Origin of the sequence: Mycobacterium sp. JS623 (genome assembly GCF_000328565.1) — a bacterium.
Taxonomy (GTDB): Bacteria; Actinomycetota; Actinomycetes; order Mycobacteriales; family Mycobacteriaceae; genus Mycobacterium.
The window spans coordinates 44,375-59,795 of the sequence record NC_019966.1; the positions used below are offsets into that span (position 1 = coordinate 44,375).

Below are 15,421 nucleotides of genomic sequence, written 5' to 3' on the forward strand. Positions count from 1 at the left end.
CGGACTGCAGTCCGGTTAATCGTGTCATGCCTGCTATCACCGCTGACACACTCACACTCCCGCGCATACCTGCGGCTGCGCCGAGCGATACCGAACGCCCGGTGCGCTCCATCACCACCGGCCCGCGCGGTTACGAGGGTGAAGGCTTCCCCGTCGTCCGTGCCTTCGCGGGAGTGAGCGCCGCCGACCTCGACCCGTTCGTCCACATGGACCAGATGGGTGAGATCGAGTACCAACCGGGCGAACCCCGGGGCACCGACTGGCACCCCCACCGCGGCTTCGAGACCGTCACCTACATGATCGACGGCCGTTTCGCACACCAGGACTCGCACGGCGGCGGCGGTCTGATCACCGACGGCGCCACCCAGTGGATGACGGCCGGTTCCGGCATCCTGCACATCGAAACCCCGCCCGCCGAACTTGTCGAGAGCGGCGGCGTGTTCCACGGCATCCAGCTATGGGTGAACCTGCCGCGCAAGGACAAGTTCGCGACCCCCAAGTATCAGGCCATCGAGGGCAATGAGGTGAAGCTGTTGTCGTCGGACGACGGCGGTGCGCTGGTCCGCATCATCGCCGGTGAGGTTGACGGCCAACAGGGTCCGGGAGCCACCCACACGCCAATCACCTTGGCGCACGCGACCATTGAGCCCGACGCGCGCCTGAGCTTGCCGTGGAATCGGGACTTCAACGCGTTGGTATATGTGTTGTCGGGCCGCGGTTCGGTCGGATCCGTCGGCCATCCGATCCACCAGGGTCAGCTGGCGGTCTTCGGCCCCGGCGAACGGATCAGCATCGGCGCCGAGCCGACGCAGGAGTCGCGCAGGCCCGCGCTCGAAATTCTGATCTTGGGCGGCAAGCCGATTCGGGAGCCCGTCGTCCAGTACGGCCCGTTCGTGATGAACAGCAAGGCCGAACTGATCCAGGCGATGGATGACTTTCAGGCGGGCAAGTTCGGCGCCATCCCGCCGAACGCGCTGATGCCGCATCGACCGCTCAGCTAGCCGTCGGCGCCCCACCCGCGGCTGCAAGATCGCGCCCGAAATGGGTAACCACTGGCTATGAGTGCTACCGATAAAGCCAGGAACAAGATGGATCAGCTCAGGGGCAAGGCCAAGGCAGCAATGGGCCGCGCGACCAACGACCCCGAGTTGGAAGCGCAGGGGCGGTTCGACGAACGGGCGTCGCACCTGAAGGGCGCGGCCGAGAAGGTCAAAGACGCCTTCCGCCCCCGCCGACGCAGCATGTAACCGGGGTCTGACCGCCGGTGACCCATGCCGCCCATCCGGCGGATGTCGTCCGCTCCGCCGTCGAGCACCCCTTCGCGCATGTCGCGGCCCGCGTTGGCTATGTGATCAGCGGACTGATGCATCTGTTGATCGCGTACCTGATTGTCCGGATCGCGATGGGCTCTGGTGGGGACGCCGACCAGACGGGTGCACTACGGACCGTCGCCACGACCGGCGGAGGCACCATTGCGCTGTGGGCGACCGCGGCCGCCTTGGTTCCGTTGACGTTGTGGCGCCTCGCCGAAACCATCCTGGGTTTACACCCGAGCGAGCACAGCGGTGCGCGAGCCGACCCGAAGGACTTTCGATGGACGAATCGGCTCAAGGCATTCGGACTCGCTGTGGTGTACACGGCTGTCGGCGTCACCGCGGTGCAATTTGCGCTCGGTAGCCGTAAGTCCGGCGCCGCAGAGAACGCGGGGCTCAGCGCCCGACTGATGCGGTCACCAGAAGGCAAGACCGTTCTCGTGGCCGTCGGGTTCGTCATCCTCTCGATCGGCTGTTACTTCGCGTTCAAGGGCGCCTCGCGCAGGTTCTGCGATGACCTCAAGGTTTCACCGGGAACCGTAGTGACCGTCTTGGGTGTATTCGGCTATGTCGCTGAAGGTCTGGTGCTCGCGGGTGTCGGCGCGCTGGTCGTCGTCGCGGCGGTGCGCGCTGACCCGTCCAAAGCCACAGGGCTCGACGGTGCGGTGAAGACACTGGAGCATGGGCCATCCGGCACCGCGCTAGTTCTGTGCGCCGCCTTGGGTTTTGCAGCTTACGGCTGCTATAGCTTTGCGTTGAGCCGCTATTCGAGGATGTGAGGTCGGCCTAGCCGTCGGCGCCCGGCTGACTTTGCAACGCCGGTGCCGCCGCGGCCAGAAGCGCTTCGCGGTCTCGATTGAGCGGCGGGTAGATCCGCTGGCCGTTGATGGTCATCTTGGTGGCCTTGGCTTCGGCACCGCCGGCGACCACCTGGCGATCCCAGCCCTCGGTGTAGACAGCACCTGCCGGCCCAAGATCCAAAACCGTGACATACCAAGGAATTCGGAGCGAAAGCATCGGCTCGTCGAGCAGGTCGCTGACGACGTTGTAGCCGGCGAACCTGCCCATCGGCCTGCCGTGCTGGCACGACATCACCGACAAATGCGCGTCGTCCATCCTGGCGGACGCCACGTCGCCGGCGGCGAACACGTCAGCCACACCGATGACCCGTAGGTAGTCATCGACCGGAAGGCGGCCGAGCCGATCACGTGGCGCACCCAAGTCCGCGGTCAACGGGTTGGCCCGCATGCCCGCGCACCACACCACGGTCGAAGCGGACAGCACGTCGCCGCTCGACAGCGTCACCGCGTCGGCATCAACCGCGGTGACACCGACCCCGAGCCGGGTCTGCACCCCGAGCGTGTCGAGCGCGGCCTCGATCACCGGTCGGGCCGACGAGCCCATGTCCGAGCCGACGTGCGGGTTGCGGTCGACGAGGACGACTCGCGGCGTGGCGTCGGGGAACAGCGCCGCCAGCCGGGCAGGCAACTCGCAGGCGGTCTCAATGCCCGTCAAGCCAGCTCCGACGACCACGACAGTGCTCGCGGAAGTCGTTGCGGCGCCAGCGGGCAGCGCGGCCAGGTGTCGTTGCAGCCGCGTCGCGCCGTCGTAGGTGTCGACGTCGAATCCGAATTCGTGCAGACCGGGGATGCCGGGCTTCACCACCTGACTGCCAAGCGCGACCACGAGGCGGTCGTAGGTGTGCGTGCCGGCAGAACTCCTCACCGTGCGCGATGCGGGGTCGATCGCCGTCACGTCCCCGGTGATGTGCCGGACTCCAGCAGGGTCGAGCACATCGCTCAGCGGTATTCGGCACGGCGTCAGGTCGGCCTCGTAGTTGCGCACCCGGATGTCGTGGTAAGGCTGCGAACTCAGCACGGTGATTTCGACGCCGGTGGCACCGAGCTCGTCGAGCCGCCTTGCCGCGCCGAGCGCCGCCCACAATCCGGCAAAACCCGAACCGAGCACGACAATGTCGCTCACCCGGCTGACGCTACCGGTTGCGCGTACAGCAATTCGAGTTCGCCGAGGTGAGCCGCCACGGCGGTCAGCGGCAGCGCCGCTGAAATCGCGAGTTCATCGGCGGTGGCGTCGGCACGCAACGCGGGCACGAAGTCATCGCTGATCGATTCGAGCTTGCGGCGCGGATCGCCGGTCAGTCGCGCGCAGATCGCTTCGGTGTGGGCCTCGAGCACCTCACGGGTCCGCGGGTACGGTCCGAGTGGCGGTGGCACGACGTCAGCGATCAACTCGGCCGTGGCGCGCACGCGGACCGCGCGGTTGGCGGCTCTGACCACCGGCCCGCGCAACTCCGTCGTCCCGCCGTTCTCCGAAAGATATTGCCGCACAGCATCATCCACAGTGCGCGAAGCTTCCAGGCCCTGATGGCTGAGCGCGATCACGCGATCGGTCGCGTCTTCGGAGGCACCGCGGGTCACCCGCAGCACCGCCTCCTTCAAAAACTTTGCACCGACTGCGCGGGCCTCTTCGACCGCCTTGGACACCGCCGACGATGCGCCTCGCGGCCACAGCAACACCGACACCACGATGCCAACCAACGCACCGACGACCACGTCCTCCACGCGGATCAACCCCACCTTCCAGCCCGTCGGCACGATCAGGTTGAAGTTGATCAGCACCATCATCGTGAACGCGGCTTGCCCGGCGACGAACGAGTACACCTCCGGTACGTAGGCCGAGCCGAACGCGACGATCGGCAGAAGTATCCACAGCACAACGGGATCCATGCCGAGCAACTCGATGACGACGGCGCCCAATACGAACCCGACCGCCGTGCCCGCCACCGCCCGCAGCACCCGCGTCCCGGTGGTCAGCGCACTGCTGCGCAACACAGACATCGCGCCGAGCACCACCCAGAACCCATGTTCCACCGGGAAGATGTGGGTGACCGCAACGGCGAGAGCCAACCCGAGCCCGGTGCGCAGGCTGTTGCGAAGCACCACCGCCCTGGTGGCCAGAAAGCCTTTGGTGATCGCGGTGACCGCGACGGTCTCGGGCATCACCCAATCGGCGGCGCCGGTCTCCGGCAGCCGGCGGCCCAGCACGCGCGCCCACACCGGTCGCGCATCCGCGGCTGCCGCGTTGCGGATGATCCGCCCGGTCACCGCCACCGTGGCCGCAATAGTGCGGCGGTTCAACAGGTTTCGGCCGACGTCAACGGCGGCCGCATCGCTGGCTTCACCGAGCAGCTCGGTGAGGTCCTCGCGCCAGTGGCCTTGTGCGACGGCCCGCAGTTCGGTGAGCGCCTCGCCAAGGTCGGCGCTGCGGGCCACCCGGGCAGACACGCTGCGTAATCGCAGCACCGCCGCGCAGTCCCGCAACACGCGCACCGCGGGCTCCTTCACCGCCCCCATCAGCCGACCAGTGTCGTCGGTGATCCGATCGGAGAGCCAGCCAAGGTCGTCGACCACCCGGACGAGCGCGCGACTGCCCGCCGTTAACGCGACGGGTCGGTAGTCGGCGCCGAGGAAGGCGGCATCGAGCGCGTTCATCGCCTTGGTGACTTCGCGTCCGGACCCGGTTCCCTCCAGTCGATCGGCGAGCCTGTTGCAGACGCGTGCCGCGTAGGCGCGCAACTCGTCGTGATGCCGCGGCGGGAAGAGAAACAGGGCGGCGGGCACGCAGATCCCCAGTGCGATCAGCCAGCCCAGCAGCCGCTCGGGCAGCGGTCCGACCGGGGTGCATGCGGGCAACACGAACATCAACAGCGTGGCGCGTTGACCCGCGGCGACGATTTCGCTGAGCACTCCGGCGAAAATGACCGCGACACCAAGCACGAACATCAACGCGACGCTCAACCACGGGTACGGCGCGACAAGCGTGCCGAGGGTGATGAGTACCGCGCCGTTGAAGCCCAGCCCGCAGTAGGCCAGCGCCCGCGCCGGCCGGTTGCCGGGGAAGTCGACGAGTATCAGCAGTGCCACCGAGCCGAAGATGGTGAACAGCGGTGTCTGCGATCCACCGCCGACCGCGAAGCTCACCGCCGCCGCGACGGGCACGACGATCGCGACCCGTAAGGCACGGCGCAGCGCGTCGAATTCGGGGTCGCGCGCGCGAAGACGGTCCAGCACGTGTCGAAGCACCGCGGCCGTTTCAGAAGGCAAGAATCGCGCCCCCCAGCGCTGAAAAGACTGCTGCGTTATTCACTGTCTGGCACCGACGCGAATCGGCCGGAGTCCAGCGCGTCGGTGAGCTGGCCCGCGATCCACTCCAACGCCGTGGTGTCCCGTCGCAGCGCGGCCTGCTCGTAACCGACAAGCACGTACACGCCCCACGCCGCGAAGGTTTCAGCCTGCCGCTTGTTGTCCAGGATCTCGAAGGCCGACTCGTACATGATGTCGAAGCGCTGCTGGTCGACCGCCGCCTGGATGGCGTACACCTCCGGATCGACCGAACTCCACACCCGGATTGCGGCTTCGGCACCATGGGGAAGCGACAGCCCCTCCTGGATGAGCGTGTCGATGCGACGACGAGGATCCGGTTCGGCGCGCACCGCCTCGATGATCTGCACCGTCTGACGCTGCATCCAGTGCGAGACGAGCTCCTTGGTGTACGCGGGCCAGCCAGGAAAGTAGTGATAGAAGGAGCCGGTCGTGATGCCAAGCCGGTGACAGACCTCGGCCAGCTTCAGTCCGCCGTAACCCAAATCGGACAGCACTTCGAGGCCGACCTCGAAGTAGGACTCCCGCGATACGACGCTCGCCACCCCAGCACCATAGTTCTACGGGGTATCGCTGGTGGACGGCTATTGCGAAGGTCGCACCTCGATGGGCTGCCGTGCCCGGCGCTGAGAATTTGCTGAGCCAACATGCGAATGTGGCCGGAATTGGGCGCAAGCGTAAATAGAGAAGTGAGCTGTGGCACAATTTGACCGTGCCGCAACATACCGCGAGTCGAGGACCCGGTCGCCCCCCCGCAGCGAAGGCTGCCGAAACGCGAGAGCGCATTGTACAAGCGGCTCGTGAGGTCTTCAGCGAACTTGGCTACGACGCCGCCACGTTCCAGGCGATCGCCATCCGCGCCGATCTCACGCGTCCCGCCATTAACCATTATTTCGCCAGTAAACGGGTGCTGTGGAGCGAAGTCGTCGAGCAAACGAACACGTTGGTAGTTAGCGCGGGGATGTCGCGAGCCCAGGCGGAAACCAGTCTGCTTGGCCGGCTGTCCGCCTTCTTCTCGGTCGTGATGCAGGCTGACTCCGAAGACCGTTCTGCGGCAGCATTTCTCGTCACATCGGTGCTGGAGTCGCAGCGCCATCCGGAGCTGAGCACCGACGAGCACGATTCCATGCGGGCATCGCGTGAGTTCATGTCGTGGGCTGTCGACGACGCAATCAAGCGAGGTGAGCTCACTACCGACACCGACATCAACCACCTGGTCGAAATGCTGGTGGCGGTGATGTGGGGGATGGGCTTCTACGCCGGCTTCGTGGGCAGCCACGAAGACCTCTCCTCGGTGGTGCACAAGTTCGAGCTTTTGATGGCCAACAAGCTCTGGCATCTGCACGAGTAACGTACTACCTGCGGTGATGTAGCCCACACTTCGTATAGCACTGCTAACTTTTTAGATAGCATTGCTTACGATATGACTGATTCGAGTGCACGCCGCCTCCGTACGGACGGCGAGAGCTGCGACATCACCGCGAGTGTCGGCGCAACCGCCTTGGGCCTTGCTGCAACCGCGATGGACAGCGTCTTTGTGCACGCTCGGCTTGAAGGAGACGCCCGATGAGTTCGCAGCGCACAGAGAACGACACCTGGGACATCGCCACCAGCGTCGGCGCGACCGCCGTCATGGTCGCAGCGGCCAGGGCCGCCGAGACCGACCGAGACGATCCGCTGATCTGCGACCCCTACGCCAAGGACCTGGTAGCTGGAGCCGGAACCGGCCTGTGGGAATTCATGCTCGACGGCGAGTTCGTCGCCAAGGTCGGCGACGCCGATCCCGAGGTCGCCGCGATCGTCGAGCACATGAGCGCCTATCAAGCGGTCCGCACCCACTTCTTCGACGCCTTCTTCACCGACGCCGCCGCGGCGGGCATCCGTCAGATCGTCATCCTCGCCTCCGGCCTCGACTCCCGCGCTTACCGGCTGCAGTGGCCGGCAGGCACCACGGTCTACGAGATCGACCAACCCAAGGTGCTCGAGTACAAGGCGGCCACGCTCGACGGTGTTTCACCGACGGCAGTGCGTCGTGCTGTGCCGATGGACCTGCGCTACGACTGGCCGAAAGCGTTGCGCGAAGCGGGTTTTGACCCAAGTGTGCCGACCGCGTGGCTGGCCGAAGGGCTGCTGATGTACCTGCCCGCCGACGCGCAGGACCGGCTCTTCGAGAACATCACCGAACTGTCCGCGCCGGGCAGCGGCATTTCTGCCGAGACCGTCGGCATTCACGCTGCGGATCGGCGCGAGCGGATGCGCGAGCGGTTCGGCAAGCTCGCCGAGCAGTTCGGAGTCGACGGCACCATCGATGTCGGCGAGCTGACCTACGAGGATCCCGACCGCGCCGACGTCGCGGTCTGGCTCGATCAGCATGGGTGGCAGTCCAGCGTCGTCGCCTCGCAGGACGAGATGCGCCGACTGGGCCGGGCCGTCGAGTCGGTCGATACCGGCGACGACTCGTTCTCCACGTTCGTCAGCGGCGTCAAGCTGTAGCCGCGTCCGGCAGGCGCTACCTTCGAGGCGTGCGCTCAGCCGCCGTCAACATCGGCGCTCTCGTCGCGGCCGTTGCCGTCGCCATGAGCGGCTGCGCCGACCAGCAGGCCGGTGTGTCGCTACCATTCCCGCAGGGCGCCGGACGAGGACCGTGTGCCGTCACGAAACAAACGGACGTGCCCGCCACGATGCGCGACGGCACCGTGCTGCGGGCCGACGTCTACCGGCCGCGCACCACCGATCCGGTACCGGTCATTCTGATGCGCACCCAGTACGGAAAATCGGGTGCGCAGGTGACACCCGAGCGCTATCAGCCGCCGGACTGGTTCGCCTCGCACTGCTATCTCGTCGTGATTCAGGACGTCCGCGGCCAGGGCGCCTCGGGCGGCACGTTCAGCGAGTTCACCAATGACATGGCCGACGGCTACGACTCCGTCGAGTGGGCCGCCGCGCTGCCCGGCGCCAACGGCAAGGTCGGCATGTACGGCTCGTCCTATGTCGGCGCCACCCAATGGCTGGCCGCCGTCACTGCGCCGCCGCACCTGGTGACGATCGTGCCCGCGAACACGGCCTCGGACTACTACGACGGATGGACTTACGAGGGCGGCGAGTTCCGTCTTGCGTTCGTACAACCGTGGGCCATTGGCTCACTCGCGTTGAGCGCCGCGAAGAACCGCGGCGATCAGGCGGCGGTCGACGAGCTGACGGCGGCGGCCGCCGATCCAACGCGGTGGATGAACTCCCGGCCGTTCAAGGACCTGCCGCCGATGCAGCCGCAAAACCCCGCGGTCGCGCCGTGGTACTTCGACTGGATCCGGCACTCGACGCGCGACGCCTTCTGGTCGAACGTCAGCATCCGCGATCGCTACGCCTCGGTGAAAGTGCCCGTGCTCGATTTCGAGGGTTGGTACGACGCGTTCCTCGCCGGCGGCGTGGAGAACTTCACCGGCATGGTGGCCGACGGCGGCTCCGAGTCGGCCCGCTCCAACCAGCGCCTGGTGATCGGACCGTGGGACCACGTCAACTGGGGACGCCCGGACTCGGAGCCCGCGCCGCTGCTACACGACATCGGCGCAATCGGAAACAGTCCCATCAACGAAGTGATGCTGGAGTGGTTCGACCACTTCCTCAAGGGGCAAGACAACGGCACCGCGACCGGTCCTCGCGTCGACTATTTCGTGATGGGTGCCGACAAGTGGAAGTCGGCGACGAATTGGCCGCTGCCACAGACGCAATGGACAACGTTCTACCTGTCGGGCGCCGGTGGGATCGCCGACCGCAAGGGCCAACTCGTCGCGAATGCACCGGGTGCGCAGCCGCCCGACACGTACACGTACGACCCCGCGTTCCCGGCGCCCAGCTTGGGTGGGCATTCGTGCTGCGGCGCCCGCTCTGGCCCGCAGGGTCCGTTCGACCAGGTGCCCGTCGAGCAACGCTCCGACGTACTTGTCTACGACGGTGCGCCGCTTGAGCACGACACCGAGATCACCGGGCCGACAACCGTGCGGCTGTGGGCGCAGTCCAGCGCCGCCGACACCGATTTCACGGCCAAGCTGACGGTGGCCAAACCGGATGGCAGCGTGATCAACCTCAACAACGGCATCCTGCGCACCGCGTTCCGCGACTCGCTTGCGGCCCCGACGCCAACGGTGCCGGGCCGGCCGTATGAGTATCGGATCCAGATCTGGCCTACGAGCTACGAATTCCGAAAGGGCGACCGCATCCGCCTCGAGGTCTCCAGCAGCGACTATCCGCAGTTCGCGCCGAATCCCAACACCGGTGCGCCCTTCGGCGAGAGTGCAGCCGTCCAGACCGCGGCCCAGACGATCTTGCATGACGAGGCGCATCCGTCCGCCATAACTCTCCCGGTCATCCCCGGGTGAGCCACCGACCGCCGCGCGCGACCGCTCTTGCACGCGTTATCGCGGCGTGTTCACGTACAAACACGGTCGGTCACCGGCGGGAAAGTGGGCCTATTGGCCGAGCCAACCGGTTGGTTAGGATCGGGTATTCCTCCTCGGGTCAGGAAGGACACCCACCATGACCACCGAATCAGTGGCGCCCGAAGTCCAAACGCCCAGCGCCGCCACCCCAGACATTCCCGGTACCGTTCGCAGGCTCCGAGAGACCTTCAAGACCGGCCGCACTCGCAGCGTCGACTGGCGCAAGCAACAGCTGCTGGCGCTGGAGAAGATGATGGTCGAGAACGAGGGCGCCCTGGCCGAGGCCCTCGAGAAAGACCTCGGCCGCAGCCCGTTCGAAGCATGGCTGGCCGACATCGCCAGCACCGCTGGCGAGGCGAAGGACGCCGCCAAGAACGTCAAGAAGTGGATGCGTCGCCGCTACCGACTGCTGGAGATGTCGCAGCTGCCCGGGCGCGGCTGGGTTGAATACGAGCCCTACGGCACGGTGTTGGTGATCGGCGCGTGGAACTTCCCGTTCGTGTTGACGCTCGGGCCCGCTGTCGGGGCGATCGCCGCGGGCAACACCGTCGTACTCAAGCCCTCGGAGGTGTGCCCTGCCTCGTCGGCGATGATGGCCGAGCTGGTGCCCAAGTATCTGGACCCCGATGCGATCGCGGTCATCGAGGGCGACGGCGCGGTCAGCCAGGAACTCATCGCGCAGGGCTTCGACCACATCTGCTTCACGGGGGGCACCGAGATCGGCCGAAAGGTCTACGAAGGCGCCGCCCCGCACCTGACTCCTGTCACCCTGGAGCTGGGCGGGAAGAGCCCGGTGATCGTGTCCGCCGACGCGGACATCGATGTGGCGGCAAAGCGGATTGCGTGGACGAAGCTGATCAACTCCGGCCAGATCTGCATTGCGCCGGACTACGTGCTCGCCGACGCGAAGATCCGTGACGAGCTGGTGGACAAGATCAAGGCCGCAGTGACGACCTTCGAGTCGCAAAACCCCGGCGGCAAGCGGATTGTCAACGAGCGCCACTTCGATCGGCTGACGGCATCGCTGGCCGCGACCAAGGGCGACGTCGTCATCGGCGGCGGCTCGGACCCGTCGACCATCAGCATCCAGCCCACCGTCGTCGTCGACCCCGATCCGGCAGAGCCATTGATGACCGACGAGATCTTCGGACCGATCCTGCCGATCATGACCGTCCAATCCCTTGACGACGCAATCGGTTTCGTGAACTCGCGGCCGAAGCCGTTGGCGGCCTACCTGTTCACCAAAACCAGGAGCATCCGTGAGCGCGTGATCAAAGAGGTCGCGGCCGGCGGCATGGTGATCAACCACCTGCTGTTCCAGTTCTCGACGAACAAGCTGCCTTTCGGCGGCGTCGGCCCGTCGGGCATGGGCGCCTACCACGGCAAGTTCGGTTTCGAGCAGTTCAGCCACAAGAAGACCGTGATGACCAAGCCGACCCGACCCGATGTCGGCGCGTTCATCTATCCCCCGTATACAGAGAAGGCTTTCAAGCTCGCTAGACGGCTGTTCTGAGAAAGGAACCTCATGCCAGGAGTGCAGGATCGCGTCATCGTCGTCACCGGGGCCGGAGGCGGACTCGGCCGCGAGTATGCGTTGACGCTCGCCAAGGAGGGCGCCAGCGTCGTCGTCAATGACCTCGGCGGTTCTCGTGACGGCACCGGCGCCGGCCACAACATGGCCGACCAGGTGGTCAAGGAGATCAAGGACGCAGGCGGTCGCGCCGTTGCGAACTACGACTCCGTGGCCGAGGCCGAGGGCGCCGAGAACATCATCAAGACCGCGCTCGACGAGTTCGGCAAGGTCGACGGCGTGGTGAGCAACGCGGGCATCCTGCGCGACGGCACCTTCCACAAGATGGAGTTCGGGGCGTGGGACTCCGTGCTCAAGGTGCACCTGTACGGCGGTTACAACGTGATCCGAGCGGCGTGGCCGCACTTCCGCGAGCAGAGCTACGGCCGCGTCGTCGTCGCCACCTCGACCAGCGGCCTGTTCGGAAACTTCGGCCAGGCCAACTACAGCGCCGCCAAGCTCGGGCTCGTCGGCCTGATCAATACGCTGGCCCAGGAGGGTGCGAAGTACAACATCAAGACCAACGCGGTTGCGCCGATCGCCGCCACCCGGATGACCGAGGACATCCTTCCGAAGGAAGTTTTGGAGAAGCTGACGCCGGAATACGTGGCTCCCGTCGTCGCGTACCTGTGCACCGAAGAGGTGCCCGAGACCGCGTCGATCTTCATCGTGGGCGGCGGCAAGGTACAGCGCGCGGCGCTGTTCCAGACAGACGGCGTCACATTCGATCACGTGCCCAGCGTCGACGAGGTCTCCGGCAAGTGGGGCGAGATCACCGACCTGTCCGGGGCGCAGCCGGCCGCGTTCAGCCTGCGCTGACCGGACACGGATGAAAGCGCTTGTCGCGCAGGAGCTTTCCGGCCCGACTGGACTGAAGTACGCTGACGTCGATGACGTCCGTGGCGACAATGTCGTCGTCATCGACGTCGGTGCTGCGGGGGTGAGCTTCCCCGATCTACTGCTGCTGCGCGGCGAGTATCAGCTTCGCCTCGAGCCGCCGTTCATCCCCGGCATGGAGGTCGCCGGGGTGGTTAGTTCGGCGCCGGATGGGTCTGACTTCAAACCGGGCCAACGGGTTACGACGCTGTCGATGCTGGGTGGCTGGGCTGAACAGGTCGCGGTGCCGGCGGAGAACCTCAAGCCGACGCCCGACGGCATCGACGACGCGGAAGCCGTTGCGCTGCTTGGCAATTACCAGACGATGTATTTCGCGCTGGCAAAGCGCGGCGCCCTGCGGCAGGGGGAGACGGTGCTGGTGCTCGGTTCGGGTGGCGGCATCGGGACCGCGTCTGTGCAGATCGCCAAGGCGCTTGGCGCGCGGGTCATTGCGATGGTGCATCGCCCGGAAGCAATGGACTTTGTGAAGTCGCTTGGCGCCGACGTGGTTCTACCGCTGTCGGATGGCTGGCTGCAGGCGGTGAAGGACGTGACCGACGGCCGTGGCGTCGACCTGGTGGTCGATCCCATTGGTGGCGATGCGTTCGACGACGCGATCCGGGCGCTGGACACCGAGGGCCGCTTGCTGGTTATCGGCTTTGCGGCAGGCGGCATTCCGACGGTCAAGGTCAACCGGCTGTTGTTGCGCAACATCAGCGTAGTCGGCGTCGGCTACGGTGAATTCGTCAACCGCAAACCGGGAGCGCAGTCGCTGTTCGAGTACGGCGTCAACGAACTGGTCAAGGCGGGGCTGCGGCCGCCGCCACCGATCCGGTACCCGTTGGCCGAAGGCAGCGCCGCGTTGCAGAGCCTGGCCGACGGCGGGGTGCTCGGAAAGGTCGTGCTGGAGCCGTGACGAGCGCTTGCGCGAGGAACAGTGGGCGATGACGAGCGCTTGCGCGAGGAACAGATGGCGATGACGAGCGCTTGCGCGAGGAACAGATGGCGATGACGAGCGCTTGCGCGAGGAACATCGGGCTATGAGGGTGAAGGCGCTGGCGTTCGACGTCTTCGGGACGGTCGTCGACTGGCGCTCCAGCATCATCGGTGACCTCGAGCAGTTTGGCCAACGCCATGGGCTGCAACAGGATTGGGCGACGTTCGCCGACCACTGGCGGGCCGGGTATGCCCCGGCGATGGACCGCGTGCGCCGCGGCGAACTGCCGTGGACCAGGATCGACGACCTGCACCGGATGATTCTCGAGGAGCTGTTGGGTGCGGCCGGCGTCACGTCGATCTGCGTCGAGGACGTCGACGAGCTCAACCGCGCGTGGCATCGCCTTGACCCGTGGCCGGACAGCATCCCCGGGCTCACGCGATTGAAGGAAAAGTTCATCATCACAACGCTTTCCAACGGCAACATGTCGCTGCTGACCAACATGGCCAAGCGGGCCGGCCTGCCGTGGGACTGCGTCATCTCCGCCGAGCTGTTCCATCACTACAAGCCCGACCGCGAGGCCTACCTCGGCTGTGCCGATCTGCTCGGCATCGAGCCGGATGAGCTGATGCTTGTCGCAGCGCATCCCAGCGACCTGAGGGCGGCCCGCACCACCGGCGTCAAGACTGCGTACGTCCATCGGCCGCTTGAGCACGGACCCGGGAGCAAACCGAACCGCGTCGAGCCCGACGAGTTCGATGTCGTCGCAGCCGATTTCGTCGACTTGGCCGAACAGCTCGGCGCGTGAGTAGCAGCGGCATAGTCCTCGTCGCGCTCGTCATCTTCGTCGGGCTGGTGGGCATCGTCGTGCCGATGCTGCCGGGGACCCTGCTGGTGTTCGGGGCCGTCGCGGTGTGGGCGTTCGCCGAGCACAACGTCACCGCATGGGTGACGCTCGGAGTGGTCACCGCCCTGTTGGCCGTCTCGACGTTGATCAAGTACCTGTGGCCGATGCGACGTATGCGGGCCGCCGAGGTGAGCACGTGGAGCCTGGTGGCGGGTGCCGTGCTCGGCATCGTCGGCTTCTTCGTAATTCCGGTGTTTGGCTTGGTGATTGGCTTCGTGCTCGGAATCTATCTGGCCGAACTGGCTAAGCGGCACGATCAACGGGTGGCGTGGACATCGACCAAGCATGCGCTCAAGGGCGTCGCGCTGTCCGTCGGCGTTGAACTGTGCGGCGCGCTGCTCGCTACGGCTGCTTGGGTGGCGGGTGTTTATCTGACTCAGTAGCGGCGATGATCGCGCGCACGGTCCGACGGCAGCGGCCGCATTCCGAACCTGCGCCGCATGCTTCGGCTACTTCTTTGGACGTTGTCGCGCCCGCGGCCACGGCCCGGCCGATGGTGTCGCTGGTGACTCCGAGACACAGGCACACGTACATCAGGACTCGATGCGCATCCTGTGCGCCAACCTGCCGATGAACAGCGGAGGATAGGCGCCGACGCCGGCGTTGGAAAACCATTCGGCCGCAATATCGGGCCGCTCCAGCCAACGCCGCGCGCTTTCCTCGTCGGCGAGTTCGTGCAGGAACATGATTTCATCAGGATCATCGAAGGCCTCGAACATCCTCATTCGGCGAATTCCCGCTTTCGAAAACAGATCTCGGGTTTCCTGAACGTGGCGTCGAAAGGTACCGGGATCCTCCACGCACATGACACCGGCAACGATGATGCCTGGCGGAGCGGCAGGGTCGTCGACGAAATCGAACCGTTCGATCATCTCGCCGGCGAATACCGCGGGCAGATCTTCGACACCCACCGCGTCGAACCACTCGAAGAATGCGCGGGATCGCAACAGTTCGACGACCGGTTCGCGGGTTTGCAGCGCGATCGTCACCAGCACCCGCTCGGGGTCGGTGGTGGAGGTGTAGACGAACACGTGGTGCGCCCCGAGCGCGGCGAGGCCGTCGCGGCGCCGCTGCAGCAGCGGCCACACGCGGCTGGGGTCCGGCACGCGGTAGTCGGTGGTCAGCACGAGCGAATGCGTTTCGGGAATCATCGTCGGCAAGGACGCTACCGCGCAGCCTGGAAAGGCACTTTCAATTCGGG

The 15,421-nt window shown here is 66.0% G+C and carries 16 protein-coding genes; 11 read left to right on the top strand and 5 right to left on the bottom strand.

Features of this window, described 5'->3' with window-relative positions; genetic code table 11:
• The first annotated feature begins 26 nt into the window (after positions 1-26).
• The 3 genes from MYCSM_RS00225 to MYCSM_RS00235 are packed head-to-tail and all read left to right on the top strand — an operon-like array spanning position 27 to position 2,092.
• Complete coding sequence (locus MYCSM_RS00225) at positions 27-1,001, top strand: pirin family protein (RefSeq protein WP_015304098.1); 975 nt, start codon at positions 27-29, stop codon at positions 999-1,001.
• Between the two features lie 57 nt (positions 1,002-1,058).
• Complete coding sequence (locus MYCSM_RS00230) at positions 1,059-1,247, top strand: CsbD family protein (RefSeq protein ID WP_015304099.1); 189 nt, start codon at positions 1,059-1,061, stop codon at positions 1,245-1,247.
• Between the two features lie 17 nt (positions 1,248-1,264).
• Entirely contained in the window at positions 1,265-2,092 is an 828-nt protein-coding gene (locus tag MYCSM_RS00235; protein WP_015304100.1) for a DUF1206 domain-containing protein, read from the top strand.
• A gap of 7 nt (positions 2,093-2,099) precedes the next feature.
• Here the strand turns inward: MYCSM_RS00235 and MYCSM_RS00240 are convergent, their stop codons facing one another.
• The 3 genes from MYCSM_RS00240 to MYCSM_RS00250 are packed head-to-tail and all read right to left on the bottom strand — an operon-like array spanning position 2,100 to position 6,039.
• Positions 2,100-3,296 carry an NAD(P)/FAD-dependent oxidoreductase gene (locus MYCSM_RS00240; protein ID WP_041311043.1) on the bottom strand — a complete coding sequence of 399 codons (1,197 nt, stop codon included), beginning with the start codon at positions 3,294-3,296 and terminating at the stop codon, positions 2,100-2,102.
• Entirely contained in the window at positions 3,293-5,437 is a 2,145-nt protein-coding gene (locus MYCSM_RS00245) for an FUSC family protein (RefSeq protein WP_051073684.1), read from the bottom strand. Before MYCSM_RS00245 ends, MYCSM_RS00240 begins: the two co-directional genes overlap by 4 nt.
• A 35-nt stretch (positions 5,438-5,472) precedes the next feature.
• A complete protein-coding gene (locus MYCSM_RS00250; protein ID WP_015304103.1) occupies positions 5,473-6,039 on the bottom strand; it encodes a TetR/AcrR family transcriptional regulator in 567 nt (188 codons plus the stop codon).
• Between the two features lie 167 nt (positions 6,040-6,206).
• Between MYCSM_RS00250 and MYCSM_RS00255 the strand changes: the two genes are divergently transcribed.
• The 8 genes from MYCSM_RS00255 to MYCSM_RS00290 all read left to right on the top strand — a co-directional run bounded on the left by MYCSM_RS00255 (position 6,207) and on the right by MYCSM_RS00290 (position 14,603).
• A complete protein-coding gene (locus MYCSM_RS00255; protein ID WP_015304104.1) occupies positions 6,207-6,845 on the top strand; it encodes a TetR/AcrR family transcriptional regulator in 639 nt (212 codons plus the stop codon).
• A gap of 215 nt (positions 6,846-7,060) precedes the next feature.
• On the top strand, positions 7,061-7,987 hold the full coding sequence (locus tag MYCSM_RS00260) for an SAM-dependent methyltransferase (RefSeq protein ID WP_015304105.1): 927 nt from the start codon (positions 7,061-7,063) through the stop codon (positions 7,985-7,987).
• A gap of 83 nt (positions 7,988-8,070) precedes the next feature.
• Positions 8,071-9,870 carry a CocE/NonD family hydrolase gene (locus MYCSM_RS00265; protein ID WP_051073850.1) on the top strand — a complete coding sequence of 600 codons (1,800 nt, stop codon included), beginning with the start codon at positions 8,071-8,073 and terminating at the stop codon, positions 9,868-9,870.
• A gap of 157 nt (positions 9,871-10,027) precedes the next feature.
• Positions 10,028-11,443: an aldehyde dehydrogenase family protein gene (locus tag MYCSM_RS00270; RefSeq protein ID WP_015304107.1), complete on the top strand. Its 1,416-nt coding sequence runs from the start codon at positions 10,028-10,030 to the stop codon at positions 11,441-11,443.
• A gap of 12 nt (positions 11,444-11,455) precedes the next feature.
• The gene (locus tag MYCSM_RS00275; RefSeq protein WP_015304108.1) at positions 11,456-12,319 is read left to right on the top strand and encodes an SDR family oxidoreductase; all 864 of its coding nucleotides are present in this window, start codon (positions 11,456-11,458) and stop codon (positions 12,317-12,319) included.
• 10 nt (positions 12,320-12,329) lie between these two features.
• Positions 12,330-13,292 (top strand): NADPH:quinone oxidoreductase family protein, encoded by a 963-nt coding sequence (locus tag MYCSM_RS00280; protein ID WP_015304109.1) that lies wholly within the window; start codon positions 12,330-12,332, stop codon positions 13,290-13,292.
• Between the two features lie 124 nt (positions 13,293-13,416).
• A complete protein-coding gene (locus MYCSM_RS00285; protein ID WP_015304110.1) occupies positions 13,417-14,121 on the top strand; it encodes a haloacid dehalogenase type II in 705 nt (234 codons plus the stop codon).
• Positions 14,118-14,603: a DUF456 domain-containing protein gene (locus MYCSM_RS00290; protein ID WP_015304111.1), complete on the top strand. Its 486-nt coding sequence runs from the start codon at positions 14,118-14,120 to the stop codon at positions 14,601-14,603. The genes MYCSM_RS00285 and MYCSM_RS00290 overlap by 4 nt, the downstream gene beginning before the upstream one ends.
• On the opposite strand, the gene MYCSM_RS35640 is transcribed toward MYCSM_RS00290, so the two are convergent.
• Both MYCSM_RS35640 and MYCSM_RS00295 read right to left on the bottom strand, forming a co-directional pair.
• The gene (locus MYCSM_RS35640; RefSeq protein ID WP_015304112.1) at positions 14,563-14,754 is read right to left on the bottom strand and encodes a (2Fe-2S)-binding protein; all 192 of its coding nucleotides are present in this window, start codon (positions 14,752-14,754) and stop codon (positions 14,563-14,565) included. The genes MYCSM_RS00290 and MYCSM_RS35640 overlap by 41 nt on opposite strands.
• On the bottom strand, positions 14,754-15,371 hold the full coding sequence (locus MYCSM_RS00295; RefSeq protein ID WP_015304113.1) for a hypothetical protein: 618 nt from the start codon (positions 15,369-15,371) through the stop codon (positions 14,754-14,756). Before MYCSM_RS00295 ends, MYCSM_RS35640 begins: the two co-directional genes overlap by 1 nt.
• Positions 15,372-15,421 lie beyond the last annotated feature (50 nt).

Excerpts from the sequence above, each read along its gene's own strand:
- MYCSM_RS00225 (WP_015304098.1), top strand. The coding sequence starts at position 27 with ATGCCTGCTATCACCGCTGACACACTCACACTCCCGCGCATACCTGCG.
- MYCSM_RS00230 (WP_015304099.1), top strand. The coding sequence starts at position 1,059 with ATGAGTGCTACCGATAAAGCCAGGAACAAGATGGATCAGCTCAGGGGC.
- MYCSM_RS00260 (WP_015304105.1), top strand. The coding sequence starts at position 7,061 with ATGAGTTCGCAGCGCACAGAGAACGACACCTGGGACATCGCCACCAGC.
- MYCSM_RS00265 (WP_051073850.1), top strand. The coding sequence starts at position 8,071 with ATGAGCGGCTGCGCCGACCAGCAGGCCGGTGTGTCGCTACCATTCCCG.
- MYCSM_RS00270 (WP_015304107.1), top strand. The coding sequence starts at position 10,028 with ATGACCACCGAATCAGTGGCGCCCGAAGTCCAAACGCCCAGCGCCGCC.
- MYCSM_RS00275 (WP_015304108.1), top strand. The coding sequence starts at position 11,456 with ATGCCAGGAGTGCAGGATCGCGTCATCGTCGTCACCGGGGCCGGAGGC.
- MYCSM_RS00280 (WP_015304109.1), top strand. The coding sequence starts at position 12,330 with ATGAAAGCGCTTGTCGCGCAGGAGCTTTCCGGCCCGACTGGACTGAAG.
- MYCSM_RS00285 (WP_015304110.1), top strand. The coding sequence starts at position 13,417 with ATGAGGGTGAAGGCGCTGGCGTTCGACGTCTTCGGGACGGTCGTCGAC.
- MYCSM_RS35640 (WP_015304112.1), bottom strand. The coding sequence starts at position 14,754 with ATGTACGTGTGCCTGTGTCTCGGAGTCACCAGCGACACCATCGGCCGG.
- MYCSM_RS00295 (WP_015304113.1), bottom strand. The coding sequence starts at position 15,371 with ATGATTCCCGAAACGCATTCGCTCGTGCTGACCACCGACTACCGCGTG.